Source organism: Enterocloster sp. 210928-DFI.2.20 (assembly GCF_020554465.1).
Classification (GTDB): domain Bacteria; phylum Bacillota; class Clostridia; order Lachnospirales; family Lachnospiraceae; genus Enterocloster; species Enterocloster bolteae.
Map to the genome: position 1 here is coordinate 83,970 of NZ_JAJCHK010000013.1, position 16,215 is coordinate 100,184.

General features: G+C 49.0%; 15 protein-coding genes and 1 riboswitch. Of the genes, 1 reads left to right on the forward strand and 14 read right to left on the reverse strand.

Annotated features, from left to right (window positions below; genetic code table 11):
* Window positions 1-349: 349 nt before the first annotated feature.
* Window positions 350-2,014 carry a S8 family peptidase gene (locus LI015_RS13545; protein WP_227125360.1) on the reverse strand — a complete coding sequence of 555 codons (1,665 nt, stop codon included), beginning with the start codon at window positions 2,012-2,014 and terminating at the stop codon, window positions 350-352.
* Window positions 2,015-2,203: 189 nt separating this feature from the next.
* Between LI015_RS13545 and LI015_RS13550 the strand changes: the two genes are divergently transcribed.
* Window positions 2,204-2,656 carry a MarR family winged helix-turn-helix transcriptional regulator gene (locus LI015_RS13550; protein ID WP_002567386.1) on the forward strand — a complete coding sequence of 151 codons (453 nt, stop codon included), beginning with the start codon at window positions 2,204-2,206 and terminating at the stop codon, window positions 2,654-2,656.
* Between the two features lie 96 nt (window positions 2,657-2,752).
* On the opposite strand, the gene LI015_RS13555 is transcribed toward LI015_RS13550, so the two are convergent.
* The 13 genes from LI015_RS13555 to typA form a co-directional block, all read right to left on the reverse strand.
* Window positions 2,753-4,030 (reverse strand): adenylosuccinate synthase, encoded by a 1,278-nt coding sequence (locus LI015_RS13555; protein WP_054354460.1) that lies wholly within the window; start codon window positions 4,028-4,030, stop codon window positions 2,753-2,755.
* Between the two features lie 188 nt (window positions 4,031-4,218).
* Complete coding sequence (locus LI015_RS13560) at window positions 4,219-5,139, reverse strand: LysR family transcriptional regulator (RefSeq protein ID WP_054354459.1); 921 nt, start codon at window positions 5,137-5,139, stop codon at window positions 4,219-4,221.
* A gap of 321 nt (window positions 5,140-5,460) precedes the next feature.
* Window positions 5,461-5,841 carry a DUF11 domain-containing protein gene (locus tag LI015_RS28735; protein WP_002567383.1) on the reverse strand — a complete coding sequence of 127 codons (381 nt, stop codon included), beginning with the start codon at window positions 5,839-5,841 and terminating at the stop codon, window positions 5,461-5,463.
* Between the two features lie 69 nt (window positions 5,842-5,910).
* Window positions 5,911-7,347 (reverse strand): adenylosuccinate lyase, encoded by a 1,437-nt coding sequence (gene purB / locus LI015_RS13570; protein WP_002567382.1) that lies wholly within the window; start codon window positions 7,345-7,347, stop codon window positions 5,911-5,913.
* 74 nt (window positions 7,348-7,421) lie between these two features.
* Entirely contained in the window at window positions 7,422-8,870 is a 1,449-nt protein-coding gene (gene purF, locus LI015_RS13575) for an amidophosphoribosyltransferase (protein WP_117625781.1), read from the reverse strand.
* Window positions 8,871-9,034: 164 nt separating this feature from the next.
* A complete protein-coding gene (gene purC, locus LI015_RS13580; protein ID WP_002567380.1) occupies window positions 9,035-9,742 on the reverse strand; it encodes a phosphoribosylaminoimidazolesuccinocarboxamide synthase in 708 nt (235 codons plus the stop codon).
* A 160-nt stretch (window positions 9,743-9,902) separates the two neighbouring features.
* The gene (locus LI015_RS13585) at window positions 9,903-10,250 is read right to left on the reverse strand and encodes a hypothetical protein (RefSeq protein WP_054354458.1); all 348 of its coding nucleotides are present in this window, start codon (window positions 10,248-10,250) and stop codon (window positions 9,903-9,905) included.
* 170 nt (window positions 10,251-10,420) lie between these two features.
* The gene (locus LI015_RS13590) at window positions 10,421-10,753 is read right to left on the reverse strand and encodes a hypothetical protein (protein ID WP_002567378.1); all 333 of its coding nucleotides are present in this window, start codon (window positions 10,751-10,753) and stop codon (window positions 10,421-10,423) included.
* A 90-nt stretch (window positions 10,754-10,843) separates the two neighbouring features.
* On the reverse strand, window positions 10,844-11,602 hold the full coding sequence (gene dapB, locus LI015_RS13595; RefSeq protein WP_119204599.1) for a 4-hydroxy-tetrahydrodipicolinate reductase: 759 nt from the start codon (window positions 11,600-11,602) through the stop codon (window positions 10,844-10,846).
* A 29-nt stretch (window positions 11,603-11,631) separates the two neighbouring features.
* Window positions 11,632-12,516, reverse strand: coding sequence for a 4-hydroxy-tetrahydrodipicolinate synthase (gene dapA, locus LI015_RS13600; RefSeq protein WP_002567376.1), 885 nt, complete (start codon window positions 12,514-12,516; stop codon window positions 11,632-11,634).
* A 149-nt stretch (window positions 12,517-12,665) separates the two neighbouring features.
* A riboswitch (Lysine riboswitch) is annotated at window positions 12,666-12,843 on the reverse strand.
* A gap of 47 nt (window positions 12,844-12,890) precedes the next feature.
* Complete coding sequence (locus tag LI015_RS13605) at window positions 12,891-13,388, reverse strand: cob(I)yrinic acid a,c-diamide adenosyltransferase (RefSeq protein ID WP_002567375.1); 498 nt, start codon at window positions 13,386-13,388, stop codon at window positions 12,891-12,893.
* A 150-nt stretch (window positions 13,389-13,538) separates the two neighbouring features.
* On the reverse strand, window positions 13,539-14,168 hold the full coding sequence (locus tag LI015_RS13610; protein WP_002567374.1) for a single-stranded DNA-binding protein: 630 nt from the start codon (window positions 14,166-14,168) through the stop codon (window positions 13,539-13,541).
* A 196-nt stretch (window positions 14,169-14,364) separates the two neighbouring features.
* Window positions 14,365-16,197 (reverse strand): translational GTPase TypA, encoded by a 1,833-nt coding sequence (typA, locus tag LI015_RS13615; protein ID WP_002567373.1) that lies wholly within the window; start codon window positions 16,195-16,197, stop codon window positions 14,365-14,367.
* Window positions 16,198-16,215 lie beyond the last annotated feature (18 nt).

A 16,215-nucleotide genomic window follows, 5' to 3' on the forward strand; every position in this document is an offset into this window, starting at 1 on the left:
TGATGTACGGTCAAACAGCTTTCCCCTTGATTATATTTTAATATTAAAACTGTTTAACCTTTAAACTATTTACAATAAGAAGTATACTATATTTTTCGCCATATTTCAACATATTTTTATGCAAATTTATATCAACTCGCGGATATTTGTTTCCCTAATTCCGTCATATTATATATATTTGTCATGGAGGCTGTCGCATCAGACCCGTGCCGGACCTGAACCAGACAGATTCGTTCATTGATGCGTGAAATGATCCATTCCTATAATGAGATAATATAATGAGAATTAAGTTATGCCAAAAAGGAAAAGCCGGCAGTTTTGTGCCGGCCTGGAGATATGTTAATTATGATTATAAAGATGCTATTTGTTCAAATACTCTATTTACATCCAGTTCTCCATACCCCCAGGTGTTGTTTGGGTATATAATATCCGGATTATGCCTTGCTCCCCGCGTTAATAGTCTGCTGATGTCATTCCCTGTAATGGACGTATAATTTCCCCGTGAGACAGACCATTCCAAAATTATTGCCATAGCCCCGCCAGCAAAAGCGGCGGCAGCGCCGCTGCCGTTAGCCTTACCATAACGGTTAGAAGGCAAAGCGCATGGCAGCTGATAGCCGGGCGCAGCAATATCTGGTTTTATATGATTATTTCGAGTGTATCCTCTTCCCGATGTCTGCATGATTCTATTATCAATCTGATTGTAGGCAGTAACTGTCAATGAATGATAACTGTTGCCTGGAGACGTAACGGTTGTCTCTGGATCAGGCTTAATAAAATATGTAGAATCCGACAGTATGGAACCCGATGGCAACCAGGCGTGAAAAGAAAAGGCTTCATTTTCTAAATTACGCACTCTGATTGTCCATGTACCAGGAAGGGCGTTCGTATAACGGATAAGAATTAATTGGTCCCCTGTATCTTGTTCAAAAATCATGTTATTAACCAGCATAATACAGCCATGGAAAACAAATTGAAATCTTCTGCAATCAAACATGGAAGGATAGATTTGATGAGTCGTTTCCCTATTTGGTGCTATAATTTCTATAGATAATCTTGAGTATGAAGCCCATATTTCCAATGCAAATTCAGAATCGTTCTTTCCGATTAACAGTTCAAACTCATTTTGATAAGGTGCAGTTATAGTGGAATTAAAATAATGTCTGGCGGATATTCCTTCATTTCCTGCGGCTATGGATACTCCAACCCACGGAACCTGAGAAAGAAAATCCAGATAACTGCTAAGAGCGCCGTTTCCGTCATGTCCTCCTTGACTGCTGCCCAGCGCAAGGCATATTACGATAGGACGGTGAAGCGCTTTGGAAACGGAATATACATATCGGACACCAAGCATTATGTCGGATTCCATATAACAGGCCGTATTGTCCGGAACACAGAAAACTTTTTTAATATTTCTTTTCGCTTCTTTTAATTTAACTACTACTAATTCCGTTTTCGGTGCGACACCGGTAAAGTCAAACACATCATTTGGGCTGCCGGCGATTATACTTGCAACGGACGTACCATGTCCGGTGGAATCGGTGGCAAGTACTATAGAATGAGGTTTTGCAGAGGATAATGCTTTGTTTATTATATCTGTTCGATACTCCGTACCAAAAGTAAAATGTTCCGGAGCTGGTCCATTTTGAATGGTTTGGTCCCATATAGAAATAATTCTTGATGTGTTATCTGGATTAAGAAAAGCAGGATGTGTATAATCTACTCCCGTGTCCACAACACCCACCAATACCCCCTGTCCCCGCAAATCCAAATAAGGATTTTCTTGTATTGATATAATGCCTGCCGTACCTAAACTAATTGGAGACGTAGCTTCAAAAAGACTGGGGAATATATGATAAGGCATTGTGCCAAGAGCGCAGATGTTATTAGCAACAGGTATATGTATTAAGGAATGTCGTTGGTTAATATAAGTGATACTATCACCATCTGCATAATTTGGAGCCAACGTTTTATTGAGAATCAAATCATAGTACCCTTCGTCCAATATTTTCATTCAATACTATCCCGGATTTTAGATTTGGTTTAATTATATGGGGATAAGCGTTAAAACAGAACCGTAACCCATGCAGGAGGGGTGCCATTCCAGGTGCCATGAATATGTGTCGAAATTAGGTTGAAATCTTTCCTGTTTTTCCTTATACTAATAGGAGTACAGTTTTATCATTAAATAACCGGGGGAATTATGGAAAAAAAGAATCAAATCCAGGAAACCATATCATTGATCATGAAATATAACCGTCAGATGTATGAGTACGGCAAGGACTTCCGCAGCTACGGTACCGATAAGATGCTTCGCGTGGACCAAATGTCCATCATAAACCTGATTGGTGACAATCCCAAGTGCAATCTGAAGCTCATCGCCCAGTCCACTGACTCCAACATCTCCACCGTATCCCTTCAGGTGGCGCGCCTTGTAAAGCTGGGCCTGCTGGAAAAGCACCGTTCCAGCATGAACCAGAGAGAAATCGTCCTGAGCCTCAGCGGCGAGGGCATGAAGGCCTATGAATTCCACAAGAAACTGGACCAGAACTGGTCTGACACCGTGGAGTCCCTGCTCTCAGGGTATACAAAAGAAGAACTGGCCGTCATCAACGCCTTTCTCCACCAGCTTCTGACCGAGAATCCTCCCATGTAGGGGGGATGTTGACAGAATCATGAGGCCGTTGACAGAATTTCAAAACAGGACCCATCAGCTGCTGCCGAAGGGTCCTGTTTTCTATATTTCCTTATTCTATTTACGCATAATGATGTCGTCTCTTCCCGGTCCGTTGGACACCATTGAGATGGGAGCCTCGATTTCCTTCTCCACAAACTCAATGTATTTACGGCAGTTCTCCGGAAGATCCCCGTACTTCCTGATGCCGCGGATATCACACTTCCAGCCCGGCAGTCTGGTAAGAACCGGTTTGGCCTTCTCAAGCTTAGCCGTGGTAGGGAATTCCCTGGTAACCTGTCCGTCAATCTCATATCCTACGCATACCGGTATCTCATCCAAATATCCCAGCACATCCAGTACAGTAAAAGCCACTTCCGTGGTGCCCTGAATCCGGCAGCCGTACCTGGTAGCCACTGCGTCAAACCAGCCCACGCGTCTGGGCCTTCCTGTGGTGGCGCCGTACTCTCCGCCGTCGCCTCCCCGGTTTCTAAGCTCATCTGCCTCGTCTCCAAATATCTCACTGACAAAGGCTCCTGCGCCAACCGCACTGGAATATGCCTTAACCACAGTGGTAATATCCTTAATCTCATAAGGAGGAATGCCTGCGCCGATGGCTCCATAGGCAGCCAGTGTGGAGGAGGATGTTACCATGGGGTAGATACCGTGGTCCGGGTCCTTAAGGGAGCCCAGCTGGCCCTCTAACAGAATTTTCTTTCCCTCCTTAATGGCCTCATAGAGATAAGCGGAGGTATCACATACATACGGCTCAACCATATCCCGGTAACTCAGGAGCTCCTTTATGATTTCTTCAGGATCCAGAAGAGGTTTATGGTACAGATGCTCCAGAATTACATTTTTCAGTTCGCATACCCTGTATGCCTTTTCCCTCAGCAGCTCCTGGTCAAAGAGCTCGCTGACCTGGAAACCAATTTTGGCATATTTATCCGAATAAAAGGGAGCGATACCTGATTTGGTGGAACCAAAGGACTTTCCGGCCAGACGCGCTTCCTCGTAGGTGTCAAACAGCACATGGTACGGCATGAGAATCTGGGCCCTGTCCGAAACCAGAATCCTGGGCTTTGGCACGCCCCGCTCCACCAGCGACTCAATTTCCTGAACCAGATAAGGTATATTGAGAGCCACACCATTGCCGATGATGCTGGTGGTATGCTGGTAAAACACGCCGGATGGAAGAAGGTGAAGGGCAAACTTGCCGTAATCATTGATAATGGTATGGCCTGCATTACTTCCGCCCTGGAAACGGATGATAATGTCAGACTCCTTGGCAAGCATATCCGTAATCTTACCCTTTCCTTCGTCACCCCAGTTAGCACCTACAATTGCTCTAACCATACTAAAATCCTCCTTCGGGTATCTCCCGTTCAATGCTCATTTGCAGTTCATGAAAGGATGGACACGCATTCCTGTGTATCTTATCCTTACCTAATTTACTACAACCTATACCATAAGTAAAGACGTTATTTATTATGTTTTCCATAAGTATTACTTATGTCATTTTTCTGAAGAAGGCTCATTTTCTATCATTTGCCGCCGGCCGGCTGCTCAGCCGCCGCCTGATCGCAGGCCATCATATCTAACAGCCTGCGCCCCGGCACGGAAATCAGGCTGGACTCTCCCGTTACCACGCACATGTGCCGGAGAGGCATCTCTTGTTTGAATTTCAGCCGGAATACCTCGCCTCTCATTATGGCATCCTCCGCAAATCCCTCCATGACGCACCCGATCCCCATGTTGCGCCTGGCAAACTGCACAATCATATCGCTGATGGCCAGCTCAAATTCCGGCTTAAGCAGTGTTCCCTGCTGTGCCAGAAAGGCGTCCATAAAGGTTCTGGTGCTTGTGTTCTTTTCCAGCGCTATACACGGAAAGGCCTCCAGCTCCTTGTACTCCAGCTTGCGCCCTTCCAATTCCCGGAAGCTGCTGCCCGCTATGAAAACATTGCGTATGGCCTTGACCTGAAACTGTCTGACAGTCCCTCTGCTGGTAAAGGGGGAGGTCACGACTCCAAAATCAATTCTGCCCTCTTCCAGGCTTTTGATGGTTTCCGGGGTGGGCGCATTGGTAACATTCACCTTAATCTTGGGATATTCCCGGTGGAACTGTTCCAGATAAGGAAGAAGATAAAACTGCAGCGTCATATCGCTGGCTCCAATCCGCACTTCCCCCACATCCATATTCAGCATCCGCTCCAGCATCTTCCCGCCTTCCAGCAGCTCCTCCACTCCAGGCTTTACATAGTGGTATAGAAGCTCCCCTTCCCGGGTCAGCTGCACACCTTTGGAAGTGCGGAAGAACAGCTTTGTCCCGGCTTCCTTTTCCAACTGCCGCACAGCCTGGCTTACAGCCGGCTGGGAGATACACAGCTCCTGGGCGGCAGCTGTAAGACTGCCGTGGGCGCACACATGGTAAAATACTTTATAGTATTCAAAGTTCACATTCATCCATAAGTACTCCTTATCGAAAGATAATATATTCAGAATTAATTATTATGGATATCATAGCACAAAACAGAAGAAATGTGAATCCGAAACAGCGCCGGCAACCCCTAAAACAAATTTGCTCCCCACAGATGCAGTATCTATGGAGAGCAGTCAAACATACTATATGAACTTACGTATACCCAATCACTGAATACATCACGGCCGGACCATTTTACGAAACATCTGCTCCCGTACCCGAAAAGGCAGACCAGGAACATAACAGGCCGGTGATATGCGCAGAGAAAATCATCCAAATCAATATAATAAAGTATCTGATAACTATCAGGTGGTACCTCCCACAACCTTAACTTGAAACTGGATACTGGCTGTTCCAAGGGATGCTATATTGGGAATAGTGTATGTCAGCGTATTACTGGTAACCGTTGGTGTGGCGGCAGCGCCATTCACAGTAAATGAACCTGCCACAAAGGTGGCGCCCGCCGGAATTGTATCCGTGAACGGCAAGTTTGTCAAAGCGTTCAGTCCCACATTTGTCACTGTAACCGTATAAGTTAAGGTATCGCCAATACTGGCGGTAAGCTTGTCTACCGCTTTAAGCAGCGTTGGCGCGAGAAGCAAAACCGTTGAAACAGTATTGCTGTTGATAGGATTACCGCCATATGTTACGCTGGCAGTATTATCAAGCTTATTTATTAGAGCCACGTTTCCTCACCCCGCTTATTATGATTTTAATACATCATATGTAAGCGGGAACAGAGTGTTCCTAATATATCAGACATTAATCTGCGCTGTCAACCCAAGCTCTCCCTCATTCTCCTCAAGAAGCGGCTTAATAACCTCTTCCAGAAATTCCTCCACCTGCTTTGGTGAACGGCCCACATAACGGGACGGATCCATGGTCTTTTTCAGTTCATCCAGGGAAAGATTGAAGGCAGGGTCAGCTGCTATCAGCTCCAGGAGGTTGTTATCCAGGCCCTTTTCCTTCACGTTTCTTCCCGCCTCCATGGACAGCTCGCGAATCCGCTCATGGAGTTCCTGACGGTCGCCTCCTGCCTTTACTGCGTCCATCATAATATTCTCTGTGGCCATAAAGGGAAGCTCTGCCATCAGGTGCTTTTCAATGACCTTGGGATATACCACCAGGCCGTCCACCACGTTCAGGTACAGGTCCAGGATGCCGTCCACTGCCAGAAAACCTTCCGGTACGGAAAGTCTCTTGTTGGCTGAGTCGTCCAGGGTTCTCTCAAACCACTGGGTGGACGCCACCAGCATGGGATTCATCATATCGCTCATCACATAGTTAGCCAGGGAGGCAATGCGCTCGCTGCGCATGGGATTCCTCTTATATGCCATGGCGGATGAACCGATTTGCTTCTTCTCAAAGGGCTCCTCCACTTCCTTCAGGTGCTGGAGAAGACGGATGTCATTGGAAAACTTGTGGGCGCTCTGGGCAATCCCTGCCAGGACACTTATAACACGGCTGTCCACCTTCCGTGAATACGTCTGGCCTGATACAGGATAGCAGCCCTCAAATCCCATCTTCTCTGCAATCCTTGCATCCAGACGGCGGCATTTCTCATGATCTCCGTCAAAAAGCTCCAGGAAGCTGGCCTGGGTGCCGGTGGTTCCCTTGGAACCCAGAAGGCGCATGGAGCCGATAAGGTAATCCAGGTCATCCAGGTCCAGCTTAAGCTCCATCATCCACAGGGTGGCGCGTTTACCAACCGTGGTTGGCTGGGCCGGCTGGAAGTGGGTGAACGCAAGTGTGGGCAGATCCTTGTATTTTTCAGCGAACCCGGACAGCTCCGCCAGCACGTTGAGCAGTTTCTTCCTCACCAGCTTCAGGGCCTCAGTCATGATGATAATATCCGTATTATCTCCCACGTAACAGGAGGTAGCACCCAGATGAATGATTCCCTTTGCCTTAGGGCACTGTACACCGTAGGCATAGACATGGCTCATGACATCATGGCGGACTTCCTTCTCCCTGGCCTTAGCCACATCATAATTGATATCCTCTGAATGGGCCTTCAGTTCCTCTATCTGCTCGTCCGTGATGGAAAGCCCCAGCTCCTTCTCTGTCTCAGCCAGCGCAATCCAGAGCTTTCTCCAGGTACAAAACTTCATATCAGGCGAGAAGATGTACTGCATCTCCCTGCTGGCATAGCGCTCGGAAAGAGGGCTTACGTATCTGTCGTGGTCACTCATGTCATATCCTCCGTATTCATTGATTTCATGTTTTCTATCATATCATATACAATTGCTTTTTTAAATGCCCGGGCCTATTTCTCATAACTTCCCCGGATGTCCCCGGAAGGCGGCTCCATAGGGTAATCCCCTGTAAAACATGCGGTGCAGACAGGCCTTTCAGATGCCATCTGGGAAAGCCGCTCCTGTCTTAAAAAGGAAAGGGTGTCCGCCCCAATGATTTGCCTCACTTCATCCACAGTCCTTCCATGGGCAATGAGCTGGTCCTCCGACGGAATATCCGTTCCAAAATAACAGGGATGTAAAAACGGCGGAGCGCTGATCCTCACATGGACCTCCCTGGCACCCGCATCCCGCAGCATCTTCACAATCAGAGCGCTGGTGGTTCCACGGACAATGGAATCATCTATCATAATGACTCTCTTTCCGCTCACCGCCTCCTTCAGCACATTGAGTTTGATGCGTACAGCAGACTCCCTGCTGCTCTGCTTTGGCTTGATAAAAGTCCTTCCCACATAGGAATTCTTCACAAAAGCAGTTCCGTATGGAATCCCGGATTCCATGGCATAGCCCAGAGCCGCCGCGTTGCCGGATTCAGGCACTCCCACCACCAGGTCTGCCTCCACCGGTGAATCCGCTGCCAGGAACCGGCCGGCCTGAATCCTGGCCTTATAAACGCTGACTCCGTCAAAAACACTGTCCGGTCTGGCAAAATAAATATACTCAAAGATACATCTGGCTTCTCCGGAAGGGTCGGACAGGCACATCCCCTTATCGGAGGAAATGCCGTCTTTCGTGATGGTCACGATTTCCCCCGGCTCCACATCCCGGACAAACTCAGCCCCAATGGTCTCCAGGGCACATGTCTCTGATGCCAGGATGTAGGCATTATCCCGTTTGCCGATACACAGGGGCTTGAACCCCATGGGATCCCTTGCTCCAATCAGCTTGCGGGGACTCATTATTACCAGGGAGTAGGCTCCCTTAAGCTTCTTCATGGCTGCGGCCACCGCGCTCTCCACATTATGGGTATGAATCCTGGCCCTGGCTATGTGGTAGGCAATAACCTCCGAGTCAATGGTAGTCTGGAAAATAGCCCCTGTGTACTCCAGCTCATGGCGCAGCTCAGGCGCATTGACCAGGTTGCCGTTGTGGGCCAGCCCCAGGATTCCTTTTACATAATTAAGCACCAACGGCTGTGCATTTTCCCTTGTGCTGCTGCCGGCCGTGGAATACCGCACATGGCCTACTCCTATATTGCCCCTTAATCCTTCCAGCACCTCCGGTGTAAATACCTCGTTGCAAAGGCCCATCCCCTTATGGACCGCCGCCTTCCCCTTGGGCCCTTCTGTGTCGCTCACCGCTATACCGCAGCTTTCCTGTCCCCGGTGCTGCAGGGCAAAAAGCCCATAGTATATGGTCCGGGCCACATCGTTCCCATCAAAATCATACATCCCGAAAACCCCGCACTCCTCACGCAGTTTATCCGCCCCAATATCAAAATCCATCAGGTTCTGATTCATGAAGTCATGTCCTTTCTGTGTGTCAGGCTGCCAGTTTCATACCGCTCTGTACTGATAACAACGCGGTGCTGATTATAGCTTCCCTTCTCAAAGAAGGGAACGCCTGGGTAATCATGCCCAGGCGTTGTATCTTAATTTGTCCGCGTCAAACCTTCCGGTCCGGTTTACTGGATACCCAGTCTGCGGAATACTTCTTCGTATGCATCCTCTACATTGCCCAGGTCTCTTCTGAATCTGTCCTTGTCCAGCTTCTCATGGGTATCCTTATCCCAGAGACGGCATGTATCAGGAGAAATCTCGTCAGCCAGGATAACCTTGCCGTGATAGCGGCCGAACTCTATCTTGAAATCAATCAGGTCAATGTTCAGTCCGCCAAAATATTCCTGCAGCACTTCGTTTACTTTAAACGCATATTCGGTGATATCGTCAATCTCCTCCTGGGTGGCAAGTCCCAGAGCCAGCGCGTAATAGCTGTTGATAAACGGGTCGCCCAGGTCGTCGTTCTTATAGCTGAATTCCAGGGTCGGGCATTTGAACTTGATGCCTTCCTCCATTCCCATTTTCTTGGCAAAGCTGCCCGCAGAGTAGTTGCGGATAATTACCTCCAAAGGTACAATCTCCACTTTCTTCACAGCGGTTTCCCTGTCATTTAATTCTTCTACCAGGTGGGTAGGTACCCCCTTCTCCTCCAGCTTCTTGAAAATGAAGTTGGTCATACGGTTGTTGATGGCGCCCTTTCCAACAATGGTTCCCTTTTTAAGACCGTTGAATGCGGTTGCATCATCCTTGTAGGACACGATTAACACGTCCGGGTCCTCCGTTGTGTAAACCTTCTTAGCCTTTCCTTCGTAGAGCATCTCTTTCTTTTCCATGGGTATCCACCTGTCCTTTTCTTATATTCGTATGGTTGCGATATAGATTTATAAGCTGACGCTATAAAAGAATACCATTTCAGAAGAAATTATAATACACAATGTCCTTGAATACAAGCATGGCAATCATTAAAATTCCTAATGAATGTCCTCTGTCCCGCTAATCACTCCCTGAATCTATGGCTGTCTCACGGTCCTCATACCCTTCCTCCACCTGGAATATGTGGATTTTCTTTTCATCCAGACGAATGGTAAATCCCCGCTTCACCGATGTCATGCCATCCCGGTCCGCAGCCCTGACCGGACCGCTCTCCTCAATCCGTTCCATATACGGTATCTGCTCCCGGACCCAGGATATCATGCCCCGGCCGGTTTTAGCCCAGGCCATGGTACAGGCAGCCAGAAGGAACAGGACTCCTCTAATGAGACGCTTTCTGCGCCTGACAGACGGGCAGCTCTCCCGCCAGAATCTTACTGCCCTGCGGCGCATCTTTCTCAGGCGGCGCATACGCCTGCTTATGTACTCCAATCAATCTCCTTCCCCGTCTGTCCATGAACTGATTATAATACTTTACAGGGTGCTCTTCAAGATCCATCTCCTGGTTTTTACGCAGATGGACCCTCTCCAGCCGTCCTTGGCATAGAAAGGGTCCATATTCAGGCTTTGACAGCAATTTACTATCTGGCCTCTGTTGTATTGTTGGTGCCGCTCTCATTGACCGTGTTGGATTCGCCTGTAATATCATCCACGCCGTCCTTAACGTCATTTGCGCCCTTCTCCACGTCATTCATAAGTCCGTCAATGATGCCGTCCCCTTCCGTTTCCATGGAAGATGTCTCCATCCCTGTTGTTTCCTGGGATGAGGTACTGGTGGATGTGGCTGCTGAGGATGAATTCTGGCTGGCACCTGTTGAGGACTGTGTATTGGAGTTATTGCTTCCGCAGGCCGTAACAGACATAACCATGATGAGCAGCAGCATTGCAAAAATTGCAGGTCTGATTTTTTTCATAATAGCATTCTCCTTTCGTTTTCTACCTATATTATGTGCGTTAGGAGAATGGATTATGGTGGAACTTCCTGCCTTTTCTGGAAAAATCTGTTATAAATCCACCACGTCCGTCATGGAGTACATGCCCGGCTTCTTACCGGCCAGAAATTTGGCTGCCTCCAGGGCGCCTTTGGCGAAAATAGCCTTGGAATATGCGGTGTGGCTTAAGGTGACCACCTCGTCCCTGCCCGCAAATATTACGTCGTGCTCGCCCACGATGGAACCGCCTCTGACAGACGAAATTCCGATTTCTTTGGGATTTCTCTTTTCCCGTCTGGTACTCCTGTCACAGGTATAGGCATACTGCCCGTCCATGGCCTGGTTCATGGAATCTGCCAGAGCCAGGGCTGTGCCGCTGGGCGCGTCCACTTTCTGGTTGTGGTGCTTTTCCACGATTTCCATGTCAAAACCGGATCCTGCCAGTACCCTTGCCGCGTCACTTACCAGTTTGAGCAGCAGGTTTACTCCCAGGGACATGTTGGCAGAACGCAGGATTGCCGTCACCTGGCTGGCCTTTTCCACTGCCGCAAGCTGCTCCCCGGAGAGCCCGGTGGTACAGAGGACCACGGGAACCTGCTTTTTGCAGCTGTAAGCCAGAAGCCCGTCCACTGCCTTTGGAGACGCAAAATCCACAATCACGTCCGCCTCCACACTGCACTGGTCCAGGGACGGGAACACGGGATATCCTAAATCCGTTCCCTCCCGTACATCAATACCTGCCACAATCCGGATCTCCCCGTCTTCTGCCGCCAGTCCCGTAATTACATGTCCCATGGCCCCGCAGCAGCCGTGCATTATCATCTTTACCATTGGTATACCGTCCTTTCCCGGAATCTTCCCTACAGGATGCCGTAAGCTGTCATGGCCTTCTTAAGCTTCTCCTGATTCTGGGGCTCCATCTCAGTCAAAGGCATGCGCAGAGGTCCCACTCCCTTGCCCATCATGTTCATAGCCGCCTTTACAGGAATGGGGTTTACCTCGCTAAAAAGCTCTGTAATCAGCGGAATGGCCTTTAACTGAAGGGCGGCGCTGGTCTTAACATCCCCCGCAAAGTAGGAAGCGCAGATGTCGTGGGTCTGGCGTGGAGCCACATTGGACAGCACGGAGATAACACCCTTGCCTCCCAGGGAGAGAAGGGGCACAATCTGGTCATCGTTGCCTGAGTACAAATCCACCTTGCCGTCAGACAGGCTCATAAGAGTGGCAATGGCTGAAAAGTTGCCGCTGGCCTCCTTTACACCCACAATATTATCCACGTCCCTGCACAGGGCCGCAATGGTCTCAGGCTTAATGGTGACGCCTGTCCTGCCCGGTATATTATAGAGGATAACGGGAATCTTTACAGCGTCCGCAACAGCCGTAAAATGGGCCATAAGTCCCTTCTGGGTAGCCTTGTTATAATATGGAGACACCAGAAGAAGCCCGTCCGCCCCTCTTTTTTCTGCCTCTGCAGAGAGATAGACAGCTGTCTCCGTACAGTTTGAGCCGGTTCCTGCAACCACAGGAATCCGTTTCTTTGTCACCCTGCAGATGTACTCAATCACATCCAGATGTTCTTCATGGGTCATGGTGGAGGCTTCGCCTGTGGTACCGCAGGCAATGATGGCGTCTGTGCCTCCTGCAATCTGCTCTTCTACGATCTCCTCCAGTTTTTCGTAATTCACTTCACCGTTTTCCTTAAACGGGGTCACCAGTGCTACACCTGCTCCTTCAAAAAGTGCCATACTATATTCTCTCCTTTTTTCCTGATTCAATCACAGTGTGCTTTTCCCCATAGAAAATGAAACCCGGACGTACTTTCCCTGGAAACAAAAAAGGGCTGAGGTAAATGTCAGCCCTTCCATATACGTATGATTCCAGTGTCTAATCCACGTTCTTTGGTAGCTCTCCATCCACCCGGATGACAGTCATACGGCTCTTAACCATATGCCCAGAGGGGGCGTGAACACGGAACGCTTCCTCTTCGGCGTTTCTCCCTTTCCCTAAGCCATCACCTGTGCCTGCCACATCCGGCTTATCTACTCATGATCAACGCAACCTCTACTCTATGATTGTTGGTATTATATTATCACCCTGCCAACAGTCTGTCAACAGGAAATCACTCATATCTTGTCTGAATCCTTGTGACCTCATCCACATGGCCGTTCAGGCAATCCGGATATATGGTCCCTGTGAGGATCAGCTGTATCTGCGCGTTCCTGGCCTGGGCTATGATGGCGCACAGCTCCTCGCCTGATATCACTCCCTCGTCCAGGATTCCCAGAATCTCATCCAGGATAAGCACATCACACTCCCCTGTCACCAGAACCTTCCTGGCAAAATTCAGGCCGTTCAGGATACAGATTCTTGCCTCTGCCTTCTCCTCTTCCGTCAGCCGGTCAAAGAAAACAGGTGTCTTCTCAAATCTAAAAATTTTAAATTCCGGTTCCAGACGCTGTATGATTTCCATGTTATCTACATCCAGGGCGCCCTTAAGGAACTGTACCATATAGACACACTTTCCCTTGGTCAGCGCGGTTAATCCCCTTCCAATGGCACTGGTGGTCTTACCGCGTCCCGGTCCACAGATAACCTGTATCATGCTCTCTTTCATCATCTTGCACCTCATGCTTTACTTGCTTTTTCTTAAGAACAATTGGACTTGCTCATAATAGCATAGTTTAGCCAATATTGCAAATATTTCTTACATTTTTCGAAAGATATTCAAAAGGAATCGTTAGATGACAGCGTCTGAAGCTTCTTCTGTTCAAGCCTCGTCACATTCCAGCTTGCTGATGGAGACCTCATATGCAATGCGCTTCTCGCACTCTGTCTCACTGAGCTTCTTGGTGTACTCGCGGCTCTGCACACGGCCCCAAACCCTTACCCTGGTGCCTACCTCGAAGCTGGAAGCAAAACGCGCGTTGCGTCCCCAGCTGATGCAGGGTATGTAATCGGATTTGCCGTAGGGGCGGTTCACAGCCAGAAGAATATCTGCGATTTCCCGTCCGAGAGGAGTCTTTCTGTATATTGGCGGCTTGCAGATATAACCGTCCAGGAATATCTGATTGGTCTTGGTATAATCCGTGAATTCCTCGATAAAGTGGATTTCCCTTACAAAGATGGACAGCATCAGCCGGTTTTTGATTCCCTCATGCCGGTTGTAGGAGCGGAACTGGCCTATGCACTCCACGGTGCTGCCTGAATAGTCTTTATGTACGTCTATAAGGCGCTCGGATATCATCAGGGGAATGATGTCCGCCTGCTCGCTGAGTCTGTTGACAGCCACATCCACCATATAAAATCCTTCTCCGAAGACTTCATGGCTGAAGGTAAATCCCGACACGATTTCTCCGATAACGCTTACCCTGTTGTTTTCAATCATTTTTTCTGACATAGTACATCTCCTCTTCGCTTCTAAAATATTTCTCATTCTGCCGTTTTACTTGTTTCATCCTTTTATTCTCTTGCTTTTGTACGGCACATTGATAGTTTATGAGGGGAAATGCCATAATAGAACAAAAAATAAGGCGAATCCCGCCAGAATCGTTCGACAGGATTCGCCATTTCGCTTACAAAATGTCGTTTTTTGTTTATTTATTCTTAAATGAGGCCCTTTTTCTCAGGGTTGGATCCAGAATCTTTTTGCGGATGCGCAGGCTCTCCGGAGTCACCTCCAAAAGCTCATCCGTATCAATGAAGTCCAGTGCCTGCTCCAGGCTCATGATTTTAGGCGGCGTCAGCTTAAGTGCCTCATCAGCGCTGGAGGAACGGGTGTTGGTCAGCTTCTTTGTCTTGCAGACATTGATTTCAATGTCCTCTGCCTTAGGACTCTGGCCCACTACCATGCCGGAATACACCTTGACGCCCGGTCCGATAAACAGGGTGCCTCTTTCCTGGGCATTGAAAAGGCCGTAGGTAATGGCCTCGCCCGCCTCAAAGGCAATGAGGGAGCCGGTCTGGCGGTAGAACAGATCGCCCTTGTACTCTGAGTAGCCGTCAAAAATGGTGTTCAGGATACCATTTCCCTTTGTATCCGTCATAAAGTCGCCGCGGTAACCGATCAGTCCTCTGGAGGGGATGGAAAATTCCAGCCTGGAATAACCGCCTGCTGCCTGGCTCATGCCCTGAAGGGCGCCCTTACGGCTGGTCAGCTTCTGGATAACAACGCCTGTGTATTCCTCAGGCACATCCACATAGGCCAGCTCCATGGGCTCCAGCTTGCGGTTTCTCTCATCGTACTTATAGAGTACCTCTGCCTTGCTGACAGCAAACTCAAAGCCCTCACGGCGCATGTTTTCAATCAGAACCGACAGGTGAAGCTCACCGCGGCCCGACACCTTGAAGCAGTCCGCGGAATCTGTCTCCTCCACCCGCAGGCTCACGTCCGTGTTCAACTCCCTGAACAGGCGGTCACGCAGATGGCGGGAGGTGATATATTTGCCTTCCTGGCCTGCCAGCGGGCTGTCATTGACCATAAAATACATGGCAATGGTGGGTTCGGATATCTTCTGGAACGGAATGGATTCCGGGTTATTAGGGGTACAGATGGTATCGCCGATATGGATATCCGCAATACCGGAGATGGCAACGATGGAACCAATTCCCGCCTCCTGCACCTCCACTCTCTTAAGACCGTCAAACTCATAGAGCTTTCCTATCTTGATTTTCTTAAACTTATCCGGCTCATGATGGTTTACCAGAACACATTCCTGGTTCACCTTAAGTCCCCCGTTGTCCACACGTCCGATGCCGATACGGCCAACGAACTCGTTGTAGTCAATGGTGCTTATGAGCACCTGGGTCTCCGCGTCCGGATCTCCCTCCGGTGCCGGGATATGGTTTATAATGGTTTCAAACAGGGGACTCATGTCCGCTTCCGGATCCTCAATCTTGTATTTTGCGAATCCGCCCCTGGCAGATGCGTAGATAAAGGGGCAGTCCAACTGCTCATCCGTTGCGTCCAGGTCCATCATAAGCTCCAGCGTCTCGTCTATGACATCCCCTGGTCTGGCCTCAGGCCTGTCAATCTTGTTGATGCATACGATGACGGACAGGTTCAGATCCAGCGCCTTCTGAAGCACGAACTTAGTCTGGGGCATGGGGCCCTCATAGGCGTCCACTACCAGTACAACGCCGTCCACCATCTTGAGCACACGCTCCACCTCGCCGCCGAAATCAGCGTGTCCTGGTGTGTCGATGATGTTAATTTTTGTGTCTTTATAAAATACAGCCGTGTTCTTGGACAGGATGGTGATTCCTCTCTCACGCTCCAGGTCATTGGAGTCCATAACACGCTCCTGTACCTCCTGGTTTACGCGGAACACGCCGCTCTGCCTCAATAGCTGGTCTACTAATGTGGTCTTACCATGGTCTACATGGGCAATGATAGCGATATTTCTTACATCTTCTCTTTTCATCTTCATAGTGATTACTCTTCCTTA